Raw genomic sequence first — 24289 nt, 5'->3', positions numbered from 1 at the left:
ACGGCGTCGCCCGAAGGCATTGTGGCAATCGGGGCGGATGCAGCGCTGGGCGGTGCACGGTTGCGTTGCGTCGCATGGCTGTAAAGATACCGCCTTAAGGAAGCTGGCTCCCGCGCGTTCAAGCCTGTGCAGAAGCTTCCATGCCCCAGATCATCAAACCGCGCACGCTCGGGCTGCTTCACAAGGTGGAGCGTCGGCGGGACGGTGGGCGCTTCATCGTCTCCGTGCTGGCAGCCTTCGACCTGGCGGATGCCACGCGCCTGGATAGTGAGCAGAGCCTCTGGCCCATGGCGGCCCAGGCCCTGCCTCCGGGTGGCGCGCTCGACATGGGCATGCCCAAGCCGCGCGCGGAAGTGCTCATCGGCGGCCGGGTCCATGCGCCCGAGGCCGGGGCGCTGCTGCTGGAAGCGCAGATCGGCGGCCTGCACAAGCGCCTCGCCGTCTTCGGCGATCGCTGGTGGACCACGGATCAAAGCGGGCGTTACGCGCCCTCCGCGCCGCGCCCAATCGCGGACCTCCTGCTGTCCCGCGCACGTGCGTTCGGCGGGCCAGGGCATGGGAGCAATGGCGAGGGGCTCGGCTTCAACGCGGTGGATCGCGTGGGTGGGGGCGAGGCGGTCGCGCTGCCCAATGTCGAGGACCCAGGCAGTCTCATCCAGTCCATCCTCGATCAGCCGCCGCCAGCCGTCTTCGGGCCGGTGGACCTGCTGGACCCGGCGCGGCAGGAGCTGGCGGGCACCTATGACGCGGCCTGGATGCGGGATGTCGCCCCGGGCCTGCCGGACGATATCCATCCCGATTTCTTCATGACCGCCCCGCGCAGCCAGTGGCTTTCCGCCTATCTGCGCGGTGACGAGCCCTACCGGCTCCACAATTTCTCCGCCCAGGCGCCGCTCATGGAGGGCCGGCTGCCCGGCATCGTGCCGCGCGTGTTCGTCGGGCGCGGGGAAGTCTGGAGCGAGGTGGCGCTCGCGCTGGACACGGTGTGGTTCCTGGCCGGCGCGCGGCGCGGTGTTCTCGTGTGGCATGGCGTTGTGCCGGTGGCCGATTTCGAGGGCAGGGACGTGAGCGACGTGATGGCGGCCTATGAGCACCTGGGTGCGCCGCCTCGCCCCGTGTCCCATTATGCCCAGGTGCGGCGGGTGCGGTGCGATCCCGCCACCATGGCGCGCTTTGCCTTCTCCGAATGGCAGCTCACGCCGCCCCGCGACCCGGCCGAGATCGAACGCCGCAAGGCGGCGCGCATGGCTCGCGCACGGCAGCAGGCGGCCCTTCGCGCGCAGGCCATGGACTTCATGGCCAATCGCACCATGGACGAGGCCGGCGTGCCCCCCATGCTCCGCCCGGCGCCGCTGCCCGAGCCGGAACCGCTGCCGCTGCCCACCCCGGAGGAGCTGGCCGAAGGCGACTTCGACCTGGGCGACATTCTCGATCTGCTGGACGAGCTGAAGCTGCGCGCCGAAGCCGATCTCAAGGCGCTGAAGGATCGTGGACAGCCGGTCCTCGACGCCATGCAGGCGCTTCAGCAGCCGGGCGTCGGCCCGGCCCAGGTAAACGCGCTGCTTGGCTCCCTGGAGCCGCTGACCGGCCAGGACATCGCCGCGCAGATCGATAAGAGCCTCGCCGGAATGGGCGCGGCGCCGGCGGGAGGGGCAGGGGATCCGCAGGCTTTGAGCCTGCTCGACGACGTCTTGGGGCAAGCGGCCGCGGCGCAGGACTGGCGCGGCCTGTTCATCGATGGGTTGAAGAACGGGGGCGACGACGACACCCTCTTCGCCCAGGCCATGGCCCGCTTCCTCCAATTGCCGGAGGGGAGCCCGCTGGCCGATGCCCGGGCGCAGCTTCACGAGGCGGCCGCCCAAGAGCTACCCGCCCTGCCGGACCTTCCCGCGGGGCTGCCTCCCAAGGCCGGCGCGCCCTCGGTGACGAGCCTTCTCGACGAGATGCTGGCCCATTCCCAGGTGCCGGCGAACATGGTGGAGGGCACGCGGGGCGAACTCGCTCGGGCGGGACGGGAGATCGCGCCCCTTCTGCCCCGGCTGCCGGTGTCGGAGCCGGCCGATGCGATCGATGCGCTGCTGGCCGGGCTGGCGTCCCCCGTCGGCGCCGACGCCCCTGCGCCGCAGCGCGCGGTGGAGGCCAAGGATGCGGCCCTGGCCGATGCGTTGCAGCGCCTCGACGAGGCGGAGGCGCGCCTTATCGAGGGCACCGCCGCCATGCGCCGGATGGCGGCCAAGGCGTCCTATCCCGAGCGCCCGCTCACCGCCCGCGCGGCCCGGCGCTTCGGGGATGCGGTGCTGGAGCAGGTGCGGGCGGGGCTGTCGCTCGCGGGGCGCGATCTGGCGGGGGTGGACCTGGCGGGGGCGGATCTGTCGGGTCTCGATCTCAGCGGCGCCTTTCTGGAGCGAGCCAGTCTGCGCAATGCACGCCTGTGCGGCGCCAACCTCGCCCGCGCGGCGCTGACCGAGGCGCGGCTCGACCATGCGGATTTCACCGGCGTCGACCTGACCGGGGCGAACCTCAGTGGGGTGAGCGGCCGCGCCATGCGGCTGGATGGGGCGCGGCTCTCGGGTGGGCTGGTCATGGAGGCGTGCTTCGCGGGCGCCAGTGTGCGGCGCGCGATGCTGGCAGGCCTGCGCTTCATCTCCTGCGACCTCGCGGGCGCGGACCTGACGGAGGCACGGATCGAGGATGGCCTGTTCCTGCGCGTGAGCGCGCCGGGCGCGCGCTTCGACCGGGCGCAGATGCGCCGCTGCCAGGTGCTCGAGACCGATTTTACGAGTGCGAGCCTCGACGGGGCCCTCATCGACCGCTGCTCCTTCATGAAGCTGACGGCGCCGAACCTGTCGGCGGTGCGCGCGGACCTGCGTGGCAGTGCCTTCATCGGCGAGGCGCGGCTTTCAGGGCTCGATTGCGCGGAGGGGCTCTGCAACGGCACCAGCTTCTTCGGCGCGGATCTGACGGGGGCCGTGTTCCGGCGCGCCACCTGCGAGCGCGCGGTGTTCAACGCGGCGCGTCTCGCGGGGGCCGATTTCCGCCTCGCGGGCCTGCGCGCCGCGCTGTTCGATGGCGCCGACCTTGCCGATGCCGATTGCGCGGGGGCGCAGCTGATGGAGGCGCAGCTCCACCGTGCCAGCCTCGCGCGGGCGAGCCTGCGCCGCGCAAATCTGTTCGGGGCCGACCTGACCGACGCCGATCTCACCGCCGCCGACCTCACCGGCGCCAACCTGCTCAACTCCCCGCTGGCACTGGAGACGGTCCATGGCTGAGCAGGCGCAAGAGGGAGGGGCGGGCATGAGCGAAGCCGCGCGCGATCCCGCCGCCATGGCCGCCGCTCGTGAGGAGCTGCTCACCTTCGTGCGCTTCAACCTGCTCCATGAAGGCGGGGATTTCTCCCTGACCGATTGGACGGAGAGCACCGAGCTGACCGCCGGTGTGCTCCACCAAACGGCGTTTCGCAGTGCCCGTTTCGATCGCGCGCGGCTCGGTGCGGCGCGCTTCATGGCGTGCGATCTGGCGGGGGCGATCTTCACCGGGGCGCAGCTCAAGGACACCGTCTTCACGCGCTGCGATCTCACCGGCGCAAGCTTCATCGGCGCCGCCCTGGAGAAGGTGAATTTCGTCGAGTGCACCATGGCGGGCGTGCGCTTCTCCCGCGCGGCGCTCAGTGATTGCGCGCTGCTGAAGTGCGATTTGGGCGACGCGGCCTTCGCCGGCGCGAAGCTTGATGGCATTTCGGCCCTGGAATGCGACATCGCACGCATTGACCTTTCGGGCGCCACCGCCACGCGCATGTTCATGAACCGGGCGGACCTGCGTGAAGCCCACCTCGATGGCTTGTCGTGTGACAGCGTGCTGCTGGTGGATGCGGACCTGTCCGGGCGTGACCTGCGCGCCGTGCGCCTCGCCCGCGCCAATCTCATGGGCGCGAACCTCAGCCAGGCGATCCTTGCGGGCATGGACCTGACCGGCGGATTTTTCATGCAATGCGTGGCGCCGGGCGCCGACTTCTCCGGCGTCCACGCGGACAGCGCGCATTTCTCGAAGGCGGACCTGACGGGGGCTTGCTTTGCGGGGGCGCGGCTCGCCAATGCCAATTTCGAGGACGCGCGCCTGGGCGGCGCCGATTTTCGGGACGCGGACCTGAGCATGGCGGTGATGAACGCGGCGCAGGCGCCGGGCGCGCGCTTCATGGGCGCCGGCATGGCCTATACGCAGCTCGCGCGAGCGCGGCTCGATGGGGCGGACGCCTCGGGCGCGCGGTTCCTGAGAACGAATTTTCACCGCAGCTCCACCGATGGGCTGCTGACGTTGGGGGCGTCGGGCGCGGTTCTGGGAACGGAGCCGGCGCGGGCGGTGGCGGAACTCTATGCGCCGCAGAAGGTCCGCCCCTGGCAGGAGGAGGCCTAGATGTTCGTAACCTCGCAAGGGCCGCTGCCGGCCATGGACTTCGCCTTTCCAGACACCTGCCGCACCCCGGTCGGGCCGGCCATCGTGCCGCTGCCCTATCCCAACATCGGCTTGTCCAACACGGCGGTGCCGACGCAGACGAAAGTGTGCCTGACCTGCATGCCGGCCCACAATCTGCTCACCCAGAAGCCGCTTTCCAATGGCGATACGGCGGGCGTGGCCCTGGGCATGGTGTCGAACCTGATGATGGGGCCGGTGTCGGCGGCCTCCGGATCCACCAATTTCTTCATTGGCGGCATGCCCGCCATCAAGATGAGCGGGCCCACGAAGCAGAATGGGGCCTGCCCCAATGCGGCCGGGCTCACGATCTCGCCATCGCAGATGAAGGTGATGTCGCTGCGCTGAGGCGCGGCCGCCAGAGGGAGGCGAAGCCATGTCCAATTCCGCGCCGCCGATGGAGGCCTCGGCCCATAAGCCTTCGGGCCACAAGCCTCCAGGCCACGAGGCGCCCGGCCATGGAGGCGGAGGGTTGCCGTTCAAGCGCCTGCAGCTCCAGCTTTCCGTCCCGGACCTCGGCCTTGCCGACTATGAGTGCGAGACCTTCACGGCGGAGGAGGGCGTCTCGCGCCCGTTCCGGCTGGAGGCGGTGTTCATCGGCATGTCGGACCTCACCGGCTCCAGCGTGGTGAGCAAGCCGGCCTGGTTCCGGGTGAAGCATGATGCGCAGGAGCGGGTGTTCGGCGGGGTGGTGCTGGAATTCCGCCTGCTCAACAAGATCGACGTGAACAGCTACACTTATTCGGTGGTGATTGGCCCGCGGCTCACGCTGCTGGACCATTTCCGCCAGAGCGCGGTGTTCGCGCCTGATAGCGAGCTGGGGCTGAAGGACCTGCTCGACGGCATTCTCTCCGGCTCGCTCTATGACGGCGCCACCGTGGCCGACCGCGGCGTGACGCTGGATTACGAGATCCGCGATTCCGTCGGTAATGATTACAAGCGCAAGAACATCAGCAAATTCAACGAGAGTGACTTCCAGTTTTTCTCGCGCGTCTGCGAGCATTATGGCGTCTTCTATTTTTTCGAGACGTTCACGTCGGCCGGCGCGGTGAAGGACAAGCTGGTGCTGGCGGCCAACAATTCCGCTTTCCCCACCAGCAAGGCGAGCCCGCTGCGCTTCAAGCCCGCGGCCACCACGGTGGCGGTGCGCGAGGCGGCCGTCACCTCGCTGGAATGGCTGGCGCGCCCGGCCGTGCGCCAGTTCAAGCTGCGCGATTTCAGCGAGCAGAAGCCGGATACCGACATGCTGGTGAGCGCCAGCCAGACCCAGTCCGACGGCGTCGGCGGCGTGGTGGAATATGGCGACCATTACCTGACCCGGGACGAGGGCGAGGCGCTGGCCAACATCCGCGCCGAGGAAGCCGCCTGGCCCACCAGCACCTTCGAGTGCCGGAGCACGGCCTGCCCCCTGGGCGCCGGGCAGGTGTTCACGCTGCAACAGCACGACATTGGCGGCTTTAATACCGAATATGTGGTGCTCGAGGTGCGCCACGAGGCCGGAAAGCGCGGGCCTTTGGGCTATGCCTTCGATGTCGCGCCAACGCCCTATCAAAATACGTTCACGGCCATCAAGAAAAGCCAGGTCTTCCGCCCGCGCAGGGTGACGCCGCGCCCGGTGATGGCGGGCGTGTTCAACGCCATGGTGGAAGCCGAGGACACCGGCACCAAGCGGGCCGCGCTGGACGATTACGGGCGCTATCGCCTGGGCCTGGGCTATAATGAGGCTTCGAGCCGCAACACGGCCGGCAAGGGTTCGGCGCCCATCCGCCAGGCCCAGCCCTATGCCGGCTCCAGCGCGGACAGCGTGGTGAGCGGCCTGCATTTCCCCTTGGTGCGCAACACCGAGGTCCTCGTCGGCTATGTGAACGGCGACCCCGACCGGCCGGTGATCCTCGGCGCGGCGTTCAACGAGAGCAATGTGGATCCCGTGACCTCGCGGGACCAGACGGCGAACGTCATCCGCACCACCGGCGGCCTGCTGATGGAGATGGAGGACGGCGCCGACAGCTCCGCCGCGCGCTATATGCGCCTCGACGTGCCCAAGGCGGTGACCGATGCGCCGCCGTCGAGCGCCAGCGGGGCGACGGCGTCCGGCACCTATCTGCGCCTCGGCGCCTATGCCGACGATGCCAGCGCCCAGTCGGGGTTGAAATACACCACCTCCAGCGTGGCGCAGACCGACCAGGGGAACAAGAACAAGGACGATCCCTACGGCGCCAAGGCCTCGTCCTCCAAGACGGCGAAGGAAAAGTCGAAGGTCAGTTCCAGCGAGCAGACGCCTTCCGGCAAGGGCGTTCTGCTGTATTCGGATGATGATCTCGACGTCAATGTGAAGGGCGCGGGGCTCATGAAGTATGGCGCCGGCCATACCACCAAGACCGCCAATGGTGATTCACGCCACACGGTGGACAATGGCCAGTATACGCTGAACACGAAGAATGGCGTGACCATCGAGGCCGGGACCTCCGCAAGTCCGGCCGACATCCTGATCCATGCCACCAACACGGTGACGACCAAGTCCGATGGCGACACCTATGACTGGATCTACGGAAACTCGACCAAGTACACGCAGGGCAATTCCTTCGCCATGTTCCTGGGTACAGAGGAGTCGGTGAAGCTGGCCACGACCACGAACTTCCAGCTGGGGTTGAAGTTCGAGACCATTGTCGGCCTGAAGATGGATCTCATCACGGGAAATGCCACCAAGATCACGAACTCGGATCTGAAGATCGCGTGGACGGATTTCAAGGCAACGGTGAAGGACGACAAGATTGCCATCACGAAAACCAATCTCGGTGCCGTCGCCAAGAAGATCTGGAGCGTGAATTACGAAAATTCCGCCGCCTTTTACGCAACCAAGGGCATTAAGGCCGTGAGCTCCGCCGTGGCCTCCGGCGTGTCGAGCGCGGCCACCTACACGGTTCAGGCCCTGGCCCAGACCGGCAGCATCATGGCTGCCACCTATGGCATGGCCAATTACATGTAGGCCCCGGCGGATGGGGCGTTTCGGTCTTGAACACGCGGTGATCGTGGAGGGTGACATGGTCCTTGCGGATGGAGAAGGCACGCGTGATGGCAGCGCCCCGCAGCCGGCGGAGGCGCCGCGCCCCAGCTCGGCCGCCGGCTTGCTGCCGGCCCGGGTGTTCGCGGTGGAGGCAGATGGCCGGATCGGCGTCGCCATTGGGGACGAGCGGCTATGGGCGCGCCAAGCGCTGAGCTGCCTGCTCGTTCCGGAGGCCGGCGACCGCGTGCTGGTGGCGCGCGCGGACGGCGAGGTGTTCGTGCTGGCCGTGCTCGATCGCCTGTTGCCCGATGCCATGGCCCTGGCCGTGCCCGGTGCCCGCCGTGTGGTGCTGGCCGCGCCCGATGTGGCCATTCAGGGGCGCGAGCGGCTCACCCTGCAGGGCCGGGAAGCGACTGTGGATGGCGAGACGGTGCGGGTGCTCGCCACCTCGTTCAGCCTGGTCGGGCGCATGGCGGCTTTCATCGCGGACCTGCTGCGCACCACCGCGCGCCGCAGCGAGACGGTGGCTGATGCTGTGGCGGTGCAGGCGGGCGAGCGCACCACACGCATCACCGGCGCCGACGTGAGCGAGGTGGGAACGCTGGTGCGGAACGTGGATCAGGTTTCCGTCGAAACCGCCCACAGCGCCGTCGTCAGCGCGAAGGAAGACCTTCGGTTCGACGGCACGCGGGTGACGGTGGGCTAGCATGGAGCGCATGGAGATCAACCCGCAGGGAGCGTTGGAGGCCGCGCGCCGCTTCATGGCGGCGGGGCGCATGGATGCGGCCGAAATGCTGGTGGAGGACGTGCTTTCGGCCGAGCCCGCCCATGTGGACGCGCTGGCGCTGCGGGCCTCTCTCCTCATCGCCCAGGGGCAGGTGGAGCATGCTTTCGAGCTGCTCGGCGCGCTCGCCAGCCACCAGCCGGGGCGGGCGGACATCGTGGCCAGTCTCGGCATGGTCCATCGCCTAGCGGGGCGCGAGGACGACGCGCTGTTCTGTTTCGAGCGGGCGGTGGAGCTGGAGCCCGCGGCGGGCGCGCATCGCCTGACCCTTGCCGCCTTCCTGCTGGCGGCCGGCGATCTCGGCCGCGCGCGGGACCAGGTGGCGGCCGTGCTCGACAGGCGGCCGCAGGAGGGCCTCGAGCTTCTGGCGCAGGCCCACGCGCTGGCGGGGCGCATTGCCTTCATGGCCGATGGGCCGTTCGCGGCGGAGCAGGCCCTGCGCAAGGCGCTGGAGCTGCGCCCGGGGGAGGGGGAGGATCTCGCTTTGCTGTCGGAGGTCCTGGCGCGGACAGCGCGGCGGGCCGAAGCGCTGGAGCTCGCGCGGCAGGCCTATCTGCAGGCGCCCACGGACCACGGCGCTGCGCTGCTGCTGGCGCGGCGGCTGGTGGACATGAACCGGTGGGAGGAGGCCGAGCGCCATTTGCGCCGCATCGTCGCGACCGCGCCCTATCATATGGAGGCCAATCATCTTTTGGCCTCGCACTTCATTCTCAAAGGCGAGGGCGCTCGCGCCCTGGCGACCTTCGGTGCGCTGGTGCGGCGCGATCCGGAAAATGTAGACCAGCTGCTGCGCATGGCGCAGCTGCTGCGGCTTGGTGGGGATCTGGAGCGGGCGTTGTCGTTCGTCGAGGTCGCGGCGCGGCAGGCGCCCGCGGTGAAGGCCATGGGTGACGATCTGCGGCTGGCGCTGGGCCGCGTCGGCGAGGTCTGGCCTCCTCCCGCCGAGCCCCCGTCTCCCCCGGTGCTCGCGGTGCCTCTGGGCACGCCGGCGGCGGATGTGGTGTTGCTCGGCCGCTTCGCGCGGCAGCTGGCGCCGGCGGGTAGCCGTCTCACCTGTCATGCCGAGCCGGAGCTTCAGCCAGTGCTGGCGGGCCTTGTCGGCCTTGCCCCGACCACGGATCGGCCGCCAGCCGATGCGGTGGCCCTGACGGATCTGCCGGCCCTCGTGGGCGTGAGCATCGCGGACGACGGAGCGGAGCTTCCCACGGCGCCCTACCTCGCTGTCGAAGCGCGCCGCGATGAGACTTGGCGCGCCGCATTTTCTGAATTTCCACGGCCGCTGGTGGGGCTCGTCTGGGACGAGGACGAGCCCGGCATCATGCTGGAGGCGCTGATGGCGGCGCTCGGCGAGCGGCCGGAAGGCCGCGGGACATGGGTGTCCCTGGCCTTCGACGCCAGCCGCCGGCAATTGGCGGCTCACCCGTCCATCGTCGATGCCGGTGCTCATTTCGGCGATTTCCGCGATCTGGCGGCGGCCATCGCCCAGCTCGACCTCGTGGTGGGGCCGGGCGCGCTGGCGCTTCATGTGGCGGGAGCACTGGGGCGCGAGGGCATCGTGCTCAGCCCCGCGCACCAGCCCTGGGCATGGGCCCGGCGGGCGGAGCGCGCCCTGTGGTACCCCACCCTCCGCGTGATCGGGCAGGGCACGCCGGGCCGGTGGGATGATGCGCTCGCCGCCCTTCGGTCGACCATGGCGCCCGAGGCGGCGCAGGAGGAGGTGGCATGAGCTGGCAGCCGCCGGTGCGGGACATGAACCCGCGGGAAATGATCCTCTCCGCCGCGGTGCGCGATGCCATCAGCCGCCATCCGGATGGTCACCGCGCCACCTCGTGGCAGGACCTGACCCTGGCCGGCGTGCGGCTGCGGCTGAGCCTGACCCACGCGCCGCACCAGTCGGTGACCTATGCCGGACGCGCGGCGCTGATGTACGCGGTGGCCGGCGAGGCGGTGGAAGGGGAGGGAGGATACCGCTGCGAGGGCAGCGCCATCCTCGACTTGAAGACCCGTGCCTTCCTGAATGTGGAGTGCGCGCTCATCCCCGTGGGGCGCGCGGGGCCCGGTGCCTGACCACCGCGCGGGGGCGTGAGCAGAAGCGTGCTCAATTTCGGGAGCTGCGCAGATTTCCGCGCAATCGCTCAGGCAGATGTAAAGTTGTTCCGAGTCGTTGGTTGCGGAGGCTGCGGCCTTGGTAGACAATGGCTCGCGTCTTGTTTCCGTGTTGACGTATTTCTGAGACAATACTGGCATGCGGGTTGCGTAAGAGGGGCTGCCGGGAGAAGCCCGGTCGTGATCGATAGAGGATGAAATGCCGCAACCCGCCTATATTTCCATCAAGGGTGAGAAGCAGGGCGAGATCACCAAGGGCGCCTTCACGAACGACAGCGTGGGCAACCTCTGGCAGGAAGGGCATGAGGACGAGTGCATCGTCCAGGCCTTCTCCTCCAACGTGATCATTCCCCGCGACCCGCAGTCGGGCCAGCCCACGGGTACGCGCGTGCATCAGCCCGCGACGATCACCAAATACATGGACAAGGCCTCTCCCCTGCTGTGGCAGGCGCTTGCCACCGGCGAGGTGCTGACCGAGATCACCCTTTCCTTCTGGCGCACCTCTACCTCCGGCCAGCAGGAAAAGTATTTCACCATCAAGTGGGAAGACGCCGTGCTGGTGGACGGCAAGGGCATGATCCCCAATGCCCTGATGGAAGAGAACAGCAAGCTCCAGCACATGGAGGACTGGTCCTTCACCTATCGCAAGGTGACCTGGACGCACGAGAAGGCCGGCACCTCCGGTTCCGACGACTGGCGCAAGCCCAATACCTGATGTGTTTTCGCGCGCGGCCGGCTTTTGTCTCCGGCCGCGCGCGCCTTGTCATTGCGGGGTCACGTATTGCCAGTCTTCTGCCGCCGCAAGCGCGGGCCGGCCGGGGTTTTCCCGTGGCCCGGAATGCATGTGCCGGGGGCGGCCTGCGTCCTGGCGCTGGTAAATCAGCACCGTGAGGGTTGTGAAGATGCTGTCGCTCGACCTCAAGTCCCTCCTGGATCGCCTCGGCCCCTATGTGAAGCGTTCGCTGGAAACGGCGGCGGGCCTCGCGGTGGGGCGTGGGCATTACGAGGTCACGGTGGAGCATCTCCTGCTCACCATGGTGGACGACGCGGACCGCGACCTGCCGCTCGCCCTGCGCCATTTCGAGGTGGACGTGCCGCTGCTCAAGCGCCGGTTGCAGCGGGCGGTGGAGGAGATGAAGCCGGGCAATCCCGGCCGCCCCGTGTTCGCGCCCAGCCTCATCGAGGCCATCACCGATGCGTGGCTCGTGGGGTCGGTGGAACTGTCGCAGACGGCGGTGCGCTCGGGCACCATGCTGCTGGCGGTGTTGCAGAATTCCAACCGTTTCGGCCTGGCGGAGTGGTGGGACACCCTGCGCCAGGTGCCGGCGGCGGAGGTGAAGGCGAAGTTCCACGATTTGTTCGCCAAGTCGTCGGAGACGCGGGCGCCAATGGTGCCCGGCCCAGCCGGTGTGGAAGGCGCCCCCTCAAGCCGCGCGGCGGACAGCGTGCTCGGCCGCTTCGCCACCGATTTCACGGCCCTGGCGCGTGCCGGAAAAATCGATCCGGTTTTCTGTCGGGATCGCGAGATCTTGCAGATGATTGATATTCTCGGCCGGCGGCGGAAGAACAATCCCATCTGCGTGGGCGAGCCGGGCGTGGGCAAGACGGCGGTGGTGGAGGGCCTGGCCCTCAAGATCGCCCAGGGCGACGTGCCGGATTTCCTGAAGCAGGTGGAGCTTATCGGCATTGACCTCGGCATGCTCCAGGCGGGGGCCGGGGTGAAGGGCGAGTTCGAGAACCGCCTCAAGGGCATCGTGGATGAGGTGAAGGCCTCTCCCACGCCCATCATCCTGTTCATCGATGAGGCCCACATGCTGGTGGGCGCCGGCGGTCCCGCTGGCGGAAGCGACGCGGCGAACCTCCTGAAGCCGGCTCTGGCGCGCGGGGAGCTGCGCACCATCGCCGCCACCACCTGGAGTGAATACAAGAAATACTTCGAGAAGGACGCGGCGCTGGAGCGGCGCTTCCAGGTGGTGAAGCTGGACGAGCCCAGCCCGGCGGACGCCGCCACCATCCTGCGCGGCCTGCGGCCCGTCTATGAGCGCAGCCACAATGTCTATGTGCGCGACGATGCGGTGATGGCCGCGGCCCAGCTCTCGGCCCGCTACATTTCCGGCCGCCAGCTGCCGGACAAGGCGGTGGACGTGCTGGACACCGCCTGCGCGCGGGTGAAGCTCTCCTTGTCGAGCCGGCCGCGCGCGCTGGAGGTGAACGAGCGGCGCATCGCCATGCTGGAGCGCGAGCTGGCCGCCCTGGAGCGCGACCACGCCACCCTGGGCACCACGCCCGACCCGCGCTGCGCCGAAATCCGCACCGAAATCGGCGTGCTGCACGCCGACATCGCCGCTTTGGAGGCGCGCTGGCAGGCGGAGAAGCTGCTGGTGGACCGGGTGCTCGACCTGCGCCAGCAGCTCAACGCCCTGGCCGCGGAAACCGCTGAAGCCGAAGCTGAACCGGCCATGGCGGCGGAGCGCGAGGCGGAGCTGCGCGCCGCCCTCGCGGCGACCCTCGCCGAGCTGCGCGCCCATCAGGGCCGGGCCGGCCTGCTGCATTACGAGGTGACGCCGGAGACGGTGGGCCAGGTGATCGCCGACTGGACCGGCATCCCCGTGGGCAACATGGTGCGCGACGAGGCGGCCTCGGTGCTCGCGCTGGCGGAAAATCTATCCCGCCGCATCAAGGGCCAGGCCCAGGCGGTGGCGGCCATCGACGAGGGCATGCGGGCGGCCAAGGCCGGCCTCAACAGCCCCACCCAGCCCATGGGCGTGTTCCTGTTCGTGGGGCCCTCGGGCGTTGGCAAGACCGAGCTCGCCACCGCGCTGGCGGACCTGCTGTTCGGCGGTGAGCGCTTCCTGGTCTCCATCAACATGTCGGAGTTCCAGGAACGCCATACGGTTTCCAAGCTGGTCGGCTCGCCGCCCGGCTATGTGGGCTTTGGCGAAGGCGGCATCCTTACCGAGGCGGTGCGCCAGCGGCCCTATTCGGTGGTGCTGCTGGACGAGGTGGAAAAGGCCGATCCGGAAGTGCTGAACCTGTTCTACCAGGTGTTTGACAAGGGCGTGCTGTCGGACGGCGAGGGCCGGGTGGTGGATTTCAAGAACACCATCGTCATCCTCACCAGCAACCTGGCCACCGACATCATCACCGACATGGGCACCCGCGCCGAGCGGCCGTCCATGGAGGATCTCGTCGGAGCCATCCGGCCCACTTTGTCGCGTTATTTCAAGCCGGCGCTGCTGGCCCGCATGCAGATCGTGCCCTTCTATCCGCTCCTGGGCGACACGCTGGGCGACATCGTCCGCCTGAAGCTCGATCGCGTGGGGCGGCGGCTCGCCGACAGCCAGAAGATGGCCTTTGCCTATTCCGACGCGGTGGTGGAGCAAATTGCCCGACGCTGCACCGAGGTGGAGAGCGGCGCGCGCAACATCGACCACATCGTCGCGCGCACCCTGCTGCCCGAGATCGCCACCGAGCTGCTCGCCCGCATGAGCGAGGAAGTGCCCGTGAATGGCGTGTTCGTGGATGTGGCGACCGATGGCCGCTTCCTCTACCGGCTCGACGCTTCCGGTCTCACTCCGCCGGTGGTCGGCGAGGGGAGAGGGGACGGCCTGCCCGATAAGGCGCCGCAGCCCGAAGAGGCGATGGCATAGGGTCGCCCGACCGTGGATGGGACCCGCAGCGATCCATTGAGCCCCCTGGAGGAGCTGATGGAGGTGACGAGCGCGCTGGCCACCGAGCGCGATCTCGCCACCCTCCTCAATGCCGTGGTGAGCGCTGCGCGCCGGCTGACCGGGGCGGAGGGCGGGCGCATCCTGGTGCTCGACCATACCGGGCGCGAGATGCACGCTTTGGTGGGGCAGAATGCGGTGGCGCCGCAGGTGGCGGAGGGTGGGCGCAGCGTCTCCCTCTACCGGGCGGCCAACTCCTTCAATCTCGATGATCCCAACGTCTATGCCGCGGTCACCGGCCGGGTGGTGAACATCGCCGACGTGCGCGCTTATAGCGGCCTCGATTTCTCGCCCCTCCACGCGCAGGAGGCGGCGAGCGGGTTTCGCACGCGCTCGTTCGTGGCGGCGCCTCTGCGCTCGCTGGAAGGCTTCACCCTCGGCGTACTCCAGCTCGTCAATGTGCGCATGGATGGGGATGAACCGACCCACGCCCTCAGCCCGGAATCCGAGCGGGTTGTGCGCTGCTTTGCGGCCCATGCGGCGGTGGCCATTTCCAATGCGCGCCTGTTCGATGAGAACCGCCGGCTGATCCGCCAGCTCGACCGGGCAAAGAGTGATCTTGAGGAGGAGAATACCCGTTTGCGCGGTGCGCAGGCCGGGCCCGGCAATGGCGTCATCGGCGAAAGCGCGTCGTTCCAGGTGGCGCTGGCCCTGCTGCGGCGGGCGGCGCCGGCCACGGTGCCGGTGCTGCTGTTGGGTGAGACGGGCACCGGCAAGGAGGTGTTCGCAAAGATGCTGCACGCCGCCAGCACCCGCAGCGGCCGGCCGTTCGTGGTGCAGAACTGTGCGGCCCTGCCGGAGCATCTGCTGGAAAGCGAGCTGTTCGGTTATCGCCGCGGCGCTTTCACGGGGGCGAGCGCCGACCGGCCGGGCCTGGTGCACGCGGCCCAGGGGGGCACGCTGTTCCTGGATGAAGTGGGCGACATGCCCCTGGGCCTGCAATCGAAAATCCTGCGCATGCTGGGCCAGAGCGAGGTGCGCCGGGTGGGCGACACCCGCACTGAGACGGTGGATGTGCGCATCGTCGCCGCCACCAATGCGGATTTGCCGGCCAAGATCGCGGACGGGCAGTTCCGCGAGGACCTCTATTATCGCCTCTCGGTCTTCCCCATCTGCCTGCCGCCGCTGCGGGAGCGCACGGGGGATATCCCGGCTCTTATCGAACACTTCCTGGCGGCGGCGTGCCGGCCCCTCGGCCGGCGGCCACCGGCGCTGACGGCGCAGGCCCTCGACAGCCTGATGACATGGCGCTTTCCCGGCAACGTGCGCGAGCTGCGCAACATCATCGAGCGGGCCGTGCTGCTGTGTGATGGCGACCGGCTGGAGCCCCGCCACCTGCCGGCGGAGCTCGCCGCCGGTGGCGCCATGCCGGCGCCCGTGGTGCAGCCGGCCGAAGACGATGCGGGCCTTCGGGCAATGGTGCAGAACTACGAAGCTGCTATCATTGAGGTGAAGCTGCGCGAGACCGGGTGGAACCAGAGCCGCGCGGCCGACCTGTTGAAGATTTCCCGGCGCAGCCTGGTGGAGAAGCTCTCACGCTACGACATCCGCCAGCCGGGGCGGGTGTGACACCGAGGGAGAGCGGCCATCGACCCCCATCTGGACAGCCTGTTCGCCGATTTCGTCAAGGGCCGGCGATCGTTTGACCAGCTCGTGACGGAGCTGCGCGCCCTGTGCCGGCAAGAGGCTCTGGAGGAGGATGGCGCGCCGGGCACGACGCAGCTTTCAGCCGCGCTTCAGGAGCAGATCAATCTCGGCCGCATGCCCTACGATCTCGCCATGCTGCTGTTCCAGGAGGCGAGCCGTCCCGATGCCGCCGCTCCCGATCCGGTGGAGCCGGTCGCCCCCGCGCCCACAGGCAGCGGGGAGGGGCTGAAGGACCGGGTGGATGCGGTGGTGCTTTCCGCGCTGCTCGGCCAGTTCAAGGACCTGCGCAAGGGGGGCGAGGCACGGGCGCGGCAGAACCAGCGCCAGCTGGACGATGCCCTGGCCTCGTTCCGCAGCGCCCGGCTGAGGCGCGACGCCCGCAGCAGCGCCGATGGCCATGGCCGGCCGCTGGTGCTGGGCCGCAGCGGGCGCGACGAGAGCCGGGTGGGGCAGATCCTGCGCGACCGGTTCGTGCTGGATGCGGAGCTGGGGCGCGGCGGCATGGGCGTGGTCTATCGCGCCGTGGATCGTCGCCGGGTGGAAGCCGCCGGCAGCCGGCCCTACGTGGCCATCAAGCTGCTTCACGGCGATTTCGGTGCCCACCCCGACGCCCTGCGCGCCATGGAGGCGGAGGCCCGCCGCACCCAGGACCTCTCCCATCCCAACATCGTCGCCGTGCATGATTTCGATCGCGACGGAGCCCATCCCTTCATCGTCATGGAGCTGCTCGAGGGCAGCTCCCTGGATGTGAAGCTGCGCGACGACGCCGCCTTCGCGGGAAGCCCCGCCGCCTGGAACGCCATTCGCGACATGTTCGCGGGGCTCGGCCATGCCCATGCGCGCGGCGTCACCCATGCCGACCTCAAGCTGGCGAACCTGTTTCTGGGCACGGATGGGCGGCTGAAGATCCTAGATTTCGGCATTGCCAACGCGGCGCGAGCGGGGGATTTCGACGCGCTGTCGCTCGATGCCGTGTCGCCCACCTATGCCAGCCCCGAGCAATTGCGCGGTGAGCCGCGGGACGCGCGGGACGACATTTATGCCTTCGGCTGCATCATCCACCTGCTGCTGACGCGCCGGCATCCCTTCAACCGGCTGCCGTCCATCGATGCGCTGGAGCAGGGCCTTGCCCCGCCGCCCATCAGCGGTCTGACGGATGCCATGCAGCGGGCCCTTGCGGCGGCCCTGTCCTTTGAGCGCGCCCGGCGTCCGGAAAACGCCATCGCCTTCCTGAAAGCGTTCCAGGGCGGCTGAGGGCGCTTCTTTCGGCTTCAGCGCTGCACGATGTCCGCCACGGGGCGCAGGCCGCTCACATAATCGCTGTCCGGCGACAGGGCGGCGAGGATGCCGGAGCTGCCCAGGCGCACCAGGTCCTCGTTCAGCGGCAGCACCGCCGCCACCGGGGTTCGGAAGGCGCTGAAGATGCGGTCCGCCAGCTCCTTGGGGTCGAAGGCGGTCAGCGCCTTGTTCACCACCAGCAGCAGCTGCGGCACGTCGAGCCGCCGCGCCAGCTCCAGCGTCACCGCCGTGCCCTGATAGTCCTGGTGGTCGGGGCGCAGCACCAGGAGCAGCGTGTCCGAGATGGCGATGGAGAGCAGGGTCTCCTCGTTCACGCCCGGATGGGTGTCGATCAGCAGGTAATCGAGGTCGAGGCGCTCGCACAAAGTGTGGAAGCCCTCATTGAGCAGGTCCACCTCGAAGCCTTCCTTCAGCACGCGGGCAATCTCGCCGGCCTGCATGCTGGAGGGCAGAAGGTGGATGCTGCCGCCCTTGGGCGCGCCATCGGGGAAGGCGTTGGCGGTGACGTCGATCACCGCCTGCTCGACGGCGCAGCGGCCCCACAGATAGTCGTTGAGGGTGAAGTGGGCGGTGTCCGCGTCGAGGCCGAACAGCACATGGATGCCGGGGGAGAGAATGTCGGTGTCCACCACGCCCACGCGGTGGCCCTGCGCCGCGAGCAGATAGGCGATGTTGGCGGTGATGGTCGATTTGCCGGTGCCGCCCCGATAGGAATGGGTGGAGATGATGCGTGTCATTCCCGATCCTTCGTTTGGGCGGCCTTGTGCCGCTCGCGCAGCGACCGCGCGCGGCGCTGGAGATTCTGGAAATAGTCGGATTCCGTGATGGCGCCCACCTCGCGCTTGAAGCGCTGGCGGTCGATCTCCACCGTGAGCTGTGCCACCGCGGTGGTGAGGGTGGCATTCTCCTTCCGCAGGCGGCCATTGGCCTCCTCGAGCTGGGCCTTCAGCTCCTGCAATTCCTCGATGAGCCAGGTGAGTCGCGTTTCGCGCGCCTCCACCTGCACCAGCATGAAGCCGAAGGATTCCGCCAGCTCGCGAACGGTGGAGGAGGCCTCCTGGGCGCAGGTGAGGGCGAACAGCTCATCGGTATAATCGTAATTGCCGCGGGCGATCTGGCGGCACAGCCGGTCCAGCTTCTGGAGCGCCTGCAATTCGGTGCTCGGCGCGTCCGGCGCGTCCGTGTTGGTCGGTGCGTCCGTCATGGCGAAGACCTGCGCGCGGCGAGGAGGGAGGCGCCGGCACGCCAGCGCGAACGAAGGTCCGGCAGGGACCAAAGCGGGGCGAGGAAGTGGCGCGTGAAATCCTCCACCCGGTCCGGCCGTTCGGACGGCTCGAAGGCGAGCAGCGCCTTCAGCGCGCGCCAGCGATGGGCGGCAAGCCCGTCCGGGCGCCGCGGCAGGCTGCCCCGGGCGCGTGCCGCCAGGACATCACGCCGCTGAAAGGGGTGGGTGCCGGTCAGCACCACATAAGTCAAGAGGCCGAAGGCGAACAGGTCGCACGCCGCCGTCGGCGCCCGCCCCTCCAGCCGCTCCGGGGAGGCGAAGGCGGGCGTCAGTGCGCCCACCAGGCCGAGCAGGTGCACGGTGGCATCCGCATCGTCCGCTCCGGCCGCCTCGGGGCGCTGGGACAGGCCGAAATCCAGCACCTTCACGCTGCCGTCCTGGCAGATGAACACGTTGCCGGGCTTCAGGTCGCCGTGAATGAGGCCGTGCGCATGGGCGCACGCCAGCGCCGCCCCCACCGCGCGGATGAAGCCGCAGGCCTGCGCCCAGTCCAGCCCCTTGCCGCGGCGCTCCTTGAGGATGGCGGAAAGGGTGCGCCCGCGCAGCAGCTCCATCACCAGGAAGTGACGGTCGCCGTCATGATCGCTGTCATAGACGCGCACGATGTTGGGGTGGACCAGCTCCAGCATGCGCTGGGCCTCGCGGTGGATCAGCTCGCGGGCGGCGCCGTCATAGGGGGCGGCCAGGGTGGCGAGCTTGATGGCCACGTCCGCGCGGGGCGCGCGGGCGCGCAGGCGCACATGGTCCACCGCATGGAACACCGTGCTCATGCCGCCGCGCCCCACCACCTGGATCAGCTCGTAGCGGTTCTTGAGGCGCAGGCCGAGATAGGGCGGCAGAACCGTCGGCCGGCCGTTGCCACCGACGGGCGCGGATGCGGGCTCATCGCGGCGAGACATGGGCCGCCCCCGCGGGCCGGATCGCGATGACGATGGCTGTCGCATCGTCGCGGGTGCCGCGCGCCACCGCCTCCGCCACCACCTCTTCCGCATCGGCCGGCGGCGTGGCGCCGAGGAGCGTTTCCAGGCGCGCATCGCCGATGGCGCCATATACGCCGTCCGAGCACAAAAGCAGGGTGTCGCCGGGCTGGAGCTCGACGATGGTGCAGTCGATGTCCACGGCCTCGTCCGGGCCGATGGCGCGGGTGACGAGGGTGCGGGGCGGCCCATTCCGGCTGGTGCGGCCGAGAATGGCGTGGTCGTGCGTCACCGGATGCAGGGCGCCGGCGCGGGCGAGATAGGCGCGCGAATCCCCGGCCCACAGGCACACCGCGCAGCCCTCCCCCAGAAGGGCGGCAACCACCGTGGCCCCCATGGGGCGCTGGCTTTCCTCTCCCGCCTGGAACAAGGCGGCATTGGCGCGGTAGAGCGCGTCGTGCGCCTGTGCCACGCGGGCGTCGAGGCTTGCATTCGCTGTCACGCCCCGGTGCAGCAGCTCCACCACCGCGCGGCTCGCCACTTCCCCCTCGGCGAGCCCGCCAATGCCGTCGGAAACGGCGAACAGGCCGGCGCCTTCGCTCACCAGGTGCGCATCCTCGTTCTGCGGGTGGCGGGGGCCAATGCGGGTGGCCGCGGATGCGCGAAAGGCCAGCTCCGGCGGCGCGGGGGGAGAGGGCGGCCGGTCGCGAAGGGTCATGGCTGACCGGTCTCCGGCGCGTCCTCCGCCCAGTTGCCGTTCATCATGCGCTCGAACATGCCGGCGTCCGGCAAGCCACGGGTCATCAGCCATACGGGCGGCTGCGCCTCCCAGCCCTCATGCCACCAGCAGGTGAGGCCCACCGGGCCGGTGGCCCCCGCGCGCAGGGACCAGGTGAGCAGGTCGCTCGCGGCCCAGCCCACGGAGGGCAGGCTGCGGCCCGCGAGCACCCAGGCGCGGTCGGTGCGGCGGCGGCCTTCCCGCGCCGTGCGCAGCACCGGTTCCGCCGCCGGCGGCAGCAGGCGGCGGGCGAGATCGGGCAAGGCGGCGGCGGCCTCTTCCAGGTCGAGGGCGTCCTCGATCACCTGCAGCACCATCGCCTCCAGCGCCTCTGTGAGGGGGCCGGTGTCCTCATGCAGATCGAGGATGCCAAGCGGGCGGCTGAAAGGCACCGCGAGGGTGAGCGGAAAGGCCCGGCCGAACCGGTCCAGCGAGGAGGCCAGCACCCCGATCCAGCCCCCGTCTCCGGCGACACCTGGGTCGAGGGCAAAGCGCCAGGGCGGGCTGGTGAGATAGGCGGCCTTCCAGGCGGGGGCATCCGTCAGGGTGCCCTGGGCCATCACCCGCGTCAGCCAGTTGTCCCAGGGCGTCACGAAGGTCATGGGCAGGTTGCGCCGCACGAAGTCGTCCTTCGACGGGATCTTGCCGAACAGCCCGCTGCGCTGGGTGTCATGCTGGCTCATAGGTCGTCCGGGCAGCGGAAGGCGTGCAGGGCGCCGAGGGCGAAGGCGTTGTTCACGCTGGCGGCGCGCAGCTCATAGGTCACGCTCTGGCCGTCGGGCCCCTGCACGCGCACGGCCTGGATGTCGCCCCGGCTGCGCATGCCAAAGCCCGAGACGAAGCGGAACAGGGCCCAGGAGCCAGAGCGCTGCACCTGGGTTTGCCGCCCCTCCACCGGGGTCAGCGTGACGGTGACGGTACTGGCCTCGCCCTTGGACGGCCACTCCATGTCATAGGTGCGCGGGGCTTCGTGGCGATAGACGATGTCGTTGCCGTCGATATCGAGGGTGGCGCGCAGCACGTTGGGCGACAGGAAGGTGGGCCGCACGCCGTATTTCACCAGCAGGGTCGGCCCCTTATTGGGGAAGAACGCCTCCCGGATCTGCCGGGCGCGGTTGAATTGCGCCAGCGTCTCCTGGCCGATGAGCGCGCGCGTGGCGTCCGGCGACAGGGGCACATAGGTGCCGCGCCGCTCGGTGACGAAGGGGGCGAGATACTGCTGGAAGAAGCTGTCCATCGTGCCGCCGGGGCGGAAGAAATCCGTGAAGTCCGACAGTGTGATGTCGTCGCGCGCATCCGCATAGACCGGATAGCGGCGGGCGATGGCGCTCTCGCACACCGGCAGCACCTCCTGCTTCCAGGCCTGGTTGACGTTGTCACGGGCGAGGCCGAGCAGCGTCGCCCAGGCATTGTCGGCGACGCTCAGCAGCACGGCGCGCACCGGATCCGGGCGCAAAGCGGAATCCGTGCGCAGGGCGGTGAAGGCGTCATTGCCCTGGTTGCGGCCCTGGGCCGAGATGATCTGGAATGCCGCGACCGGCGGCTGCGGCGCATTGGCGACCCCCGAGAGCACGCCATAGACGTTGCTCACCAGATCGCGGATACGCACCAGGGACGGCGCCTGCCCGGCGGCCCCCGGCGTTCCGAGCTGGATGAGGGGAATGAAGGGCTGGGTGATGGCCTTGCCCGGCCATGGCCCCTCTCCGAAGGCCGCGCCCATGGCCGCGTCACCGGCCGCGCCCGCCGCGCGCTGGGCGAGCCCGGCCGGCGAAGCCGCCGGCGCCGGGGAGGCGGGCAGCCCCGGGCCGGTGGGCACGGGCACGTTGCTCTGCTGGCCCGGGGCGGGCAGGTCGGTATTCTCCTTCACCGCCGCCACCAGCGCGTCCAGGGGCGATTGCGGGCCGGCGAGGTTCTGCAGCACGCCCAGAGCCTGGGGCATGGTGTCGAAGCGGATGGCGGTGATGCGCGAGAGGGCCGCCTGCCATGCGGCGACGTAGTCGCGCACATAGAGGTCCGCGATCTGCCGGGCCAGCGCCTGGGACTGGGGCTGGTCGCCCGTGCCGGTCACCCAGTCGCCGCCGAGCGCGTCCGCCACCAGTACCGGCAGGCGCGGCAAAAAGTAGTTGTAGAAGCCGGCGCGCGTGAACACGCCGGGAATGGCCAGCGCGCCGGAGGCCTGCGCCTGGGCGCCGCCGGCGAGGCTGCGCGTGCCCATCACCTGGGCAAGATCGACGCCCACCAGCTGTGGGTTCTGGTAACCCTCTCGCAGCAGGCGCGCATAGACCTGATCCACCTGCGGCACCTTCGACAGCCGCGCGCGCGCCTCGTCCACCAGCCGGCTGTTGAGCGGGTAGCGGTGGGGCAGCAGCGCCACCAGGGCGTCGAGGTGGCCGGTGAGGGCCATCTGCCGTTCCGGCTCCAGGGGGAAGGTGAGGGTGGCCTCGCTCTTCACCGTCTGCAGCATGGTGGAGCGGTCGAACCGGGAGGGCTCGCCCAGCATCAGATAGCTGGTGAGGGCCGTGCGCATGTCGTCCAGGGCGGCCGGCGTTCCGGTCTGGATATCGCGGGCGATGCGGTTTTCGAGGCGACCGGCAAAGGTCGGCAGCAGGCGGCCGATGAGCAGCTGATCGTAGACATTGCGCGCCGCCGCGCCCAGCTGGGGTGTGGCGGAAAGGCCGAGCAGGTCGGCCCGGATCCATGACCGGTCGATGCCGGCGGTCGCCGTCAGCTCCGAGCCGGCATCGAGCACCGGGAGCAGCTCCACATAGCCAGGTCGCGACGGCAGGCGCTTCAGCATGCCGTCGAGGTCTTCGAGCGTCTCGCGGGTCTCGCCGATGCGCAGGTCGGCCTGGGAGGTGGCCGAGATCCAGATGGAGCTGAGCGCGAGGGTGAGCGCCGCCGCGCCCACATAGGCGGCCGCCCGCACGGTGGAAAGGCTGCGTTCCAGCTTGCGGTTGACGCCCACCAGCCCCTGCTCGTCGAACACCACATCACTGAGCAGGCGCTTGATGAAGAAGGCTTTTCCCACGCCGCTCTGGCTGCGGCGGGAGCTGCCGGAGAGGCCGAAATTGCGGCTCATGGCGCCCAGCAGGCGCTCCACCGGCGCGCCGGCCTGGGTGCCGCTGGTGAAATAGATGCCGCGCAGCAGCGGCCGCATCTCGAACCGGGAGGTCTTGAACACTTCCGCCGCGAAATGTTCGAGCGGCCCGGCGATGCTGGCGAACTCCTTGGGAAAGTTGAACATACGGCAGCGCCGCGCCAGCGTGCGCTCCTGGTGCAGCAGGCGCATCAGCCGGCCTTCCAGCCGCTCCACGAGCTGGAAGAAATTGCGATGCAGCTCCCCTTCAAGCTGGCCGGCGGGCATGTCCAACGGGAAGGTGGTGCCCCACACCTGGGCGCGGCTGACATCATCCAGCTCGCCGAAATATTCCCCGAACCCGCTCAACAGGTCGCATTTGGTGATCAGCACATAAACCGGCATGGTCATGCCGAAATAGCGCATCAGCTCCTGCAGGCGTTTCTTGACGTGGTCGGCGTGAACCTTCCGCTGGGCCTCGCTGGTGGAGATGATGTCGGCGAGGCTGATGGCGATGATGACGCCATTGATGGGCCGGCGCGGCCGGTGGGTGCGCAGCAGCTCCAGGAAGCCGCGCCAGGCGGCCTTGTCCACCTCGCTGTTCACGTCCTGGGTGGTGTAGCGGCCGGCGGTGTCGATCAGCACCGCCTCGTCGGTGAACCACCAGTCGCAATAGCGCGTGCCGCCGATGCCGGACACCGGGTCGTCGCCCACCCGCTCCGCCAGCGGGAAGTTGAGGCCGGAATTCTTGAGAATGGTGGTCTTGCCGGCGCCGGGCGGGCCCAAAATCACATACCAGGGCAGCTGGATCATGTAATTGCGGCCGGCCTGGTTGCCGATGGCATGCTCCTTGAGCGTGCGCATGGCGCTCTCGAACCGCTCGCGGATGATCTCCACCTCGTCGGACGACTGCTCGCTCGCCAGCAGGGCGAGGCCGTCGGAATCCAGCAGCGTCCGGATAGCGCGGGCATTGGCCCGGCGCGACACATAGATGCGCACCGCCAGCGCCGCGATGGCGAACACGAACAGGCCGGCGATGACCGAGACGCGGGTTCCCGCCCCGCGCAGCGGCGCCACGCCGGCGATGCTGACATGCGGCCCCACGAACCACACGAGGATGGCGAGGCAGCACAGCCCCACCAGCATCAGCAGCGTGCGCACCCTGAGGAGATTGGCGACGAGGGCCTGGAACATCGGG

17 protein-coding genes are annotated in these 24289 nt (G+C 69.2%); 11 read left to right on the top strand and 6 right to left on the bottom strand.

Going from position 1 to position 24289, the window contains the following annotated elements; all coding sequences use genetic code 11:
- Positions 1–140: 140 nt before the first annotated feature.
- From V5F26_RS00160 to V5F26_RS00110, 11 genes are all read left to right on the top strand, one after another.
- A complete protein-coding gene (locus V5F26_RS00160; protein ID WP_394946626.1) occupies positions 141–3269 on the top strand; it encodes a DUF2169 family type VI secretion system accessory protein in 3129 nt (1042 codons plus the stop codon).
- A gap of 25 nt (positions 3270–3294) precedes the next feature.
- The gene (locus V5F26_RS00155) at positions 3295–4410 is read left to right on the top strand and encodes a pentapeptide repeat-containing protein (RefSeq protein ID WP_394946625.1); all 1116 of its coding nucleotides are present in this window, start codon (positions 3295–3297) and stop codon (positions 4408–4410) included.
- Positions 4411–4815 carry a DUF4150 domain-containing protein gene (locus tag V5F26_RS00150; protein ID WP_394946624.1) on the top strand — a complete coding sequence of 135 codons (405 nt, stop codon included), beginning with the start codon at positions 4411–4413 and terminating at the stop codon, positions 4813–4815. It begins immediately after the preceding gene.
- Positions 4816–4843: 28 nt separating this feature from the next.
- A complete protein-coding gene (locus tag V5F26_RS00145) occupies positions 4844–7453 on the top strand; it encodes a type VI secretion system Vgr family protein (protein WP_394946623.1) in 2610 nt (869 codons plus the stop codon).
- A 10-nt stretch (positions 7454–7463) separates the two neighbouring features.
- Positions 7464–8177, top strand: a complete 714-nt coding sequence (locus tag V5F26_RS00140; protein ID WP_509210529.1) for a DUF3540 domain-containing protein — start codon at positions 7464–7466, stop codon at positions 8175–8177.
- Between the two features lies 1 nt (position 8178).
- Entirely contained in the window at positions 8179–9981 is a 1803-nt protein-coding gene (locus V5F26_RS00135) for a tetratricopeptide repeat protein (protein ID WP_394946621.1), read from the top strand.
- Complete coding sequence (locus V5F26_RS00130; RefSeq protein WP_394056332.1) at positions 9978–10322, top strand: hypothetical protein; 345 nt, start codon at positions 9978–9980, stop codon at positions 10320–10322. Before V5F26_RS00135 ends, V5F26_RS00130 begins: the two co-directional genes overlap by 4 nt.
- A 238-nt stretch (positions 10323–10560) precedes the next feature.
- Positions 10561–11076, top strand: a complete 516-nt coding sequence (locus V5F26_RS00125; protein ID WP_234050852.1) for an Hcp family type VI secretion system effector — start codon at positions 10561–10563, stop codon at positions 11074–11076.
- A gap of 187 nt (positions 11077–11263) precedes the next feature.
- Entirely contained in the window at positions 11264–14011 is a 2748-nt protein-coding gene (tssH, locus tag V5F26_RS00120) for a type VI secretion system ATPase TssH (protein ID WP_394946620.1), read from the top strand.
- Between the two features lie 57 nt (positions 14012–14068).
- Complete coding sequence (locus tag V5F26_RS00115) at positions 14069–15658, top strand: sigma 54-interacting transcriptional regulator (protein ID WP_394946619.1); 1590 nt, start codon at positions 14069–14071, stop codon at positions 15656–15658.
- Positions 15659–15742: 84 nt separating this feature from the next.
- Positions 15743–16990, top strand: coding sequence for a serine/threonine-protein kinase (locus V5F26_RS00110; RefSeq protein WP_394946618.1), 1248 nt, complete (start codon positions 15743–15745; stop codon positions 16988–16990).
- A 17-nt stretch (positions 16991–17007) separates the two neighbouring features.
- Here the strand turns inward: V5F26_RS00110 and V5F26_RS00105 are convergent, their stop codons facing one another.
- From V5F26_RS00105 to tssM, 6 genes are read right to left on the bottom strand one after another with little or no spacing between them, the layout of a single operon-like run.
- Positions 17008–17772, bottom strand: coding sequence for a MinD/ParA family ATP-binding protein (locus V5F26_RS00105; protein WP_394056340.1), 765 nt, complete (start codon positions 17770–17772; stop codon positions 17008–17010).
- Entirely contained in the window at positions 17769–18239 is a 471-nt protein-coding gene (locus tag V5F26_RS00100) for a hypothetical protein (protein ID WP_234050847.1), read from the bottom strand. The genes V5F26_RS00105 and V5F26_RS00100 overlap by 4 nt, the downstream gene beginning before the upstream one ends.
- Positions 18236–19219, bottom strand: a complete 984-nt coding sequence (locus V5F26_RS00095) for a serine/threonine-protein kinase (protein WP_394946617.1) — start codon at positions 19217–19219, stop codon at positions 18236–18238. Before V5F26_RS00095 ends, V5F26_RS00100 begins: the two co-directional genes overlap by 4 nt.
- Positions 19203–19955 (bottom strand): PP2C family protein-serine/threonine phosphatase, encoded by a 753-nt coding sequence (locus V5F26_RS00090; protein ID WP_394056344.1) that lies wholly within the window; start codon positions 19953–19955, stop codon positions 19203–19205. The genes V5F26_RS00095 and V5F26_RS00090 overlap by 17 nt, the downstream gene beginning before the upstream one ends.
- Entirely contained in the window at positions 19952–20698 is a 747-nt protein-coding gene (tagF, locus tag V5F26_RS00085; RefSeq protein WP_394056346.1) for a type VI secretion system-associated protein TagF, read from the bottom strand. Before tagF ends, V5F26_RS00090 begins: the two co-directional genes overlap by 4 nt.
- Positions 20695–24285 (bottom strand): type VI secretion system membrane subunit TssM, encoded by a 3591-nt coding sequence (gene tssM, locus V5F26_RS00080; RefSeq protein ID WP_394946616.1) that lies wholly within the window; start codon positions 24283–24285, stop codon positions 20695–20697. Before tssM ends, tagF begins: the two co-directional genes overlap by 4 nt.
- Positions 24286–24289 lie beyond the last annotated feature (4 nt).

The organism is Xanthobacter variabilis (assembly GCF_043831965.2).
Classification (GTDB): Bacteria; Pseudomonadota; Alphaproteobacteria; order Rhizobiales; family Xanthobacteraceae; genus Xanthobacter.
Note: the sequence above shows the minus strand (reverse complement) of the source record. Positions and strands in the feature narration are given on the sequence as shown.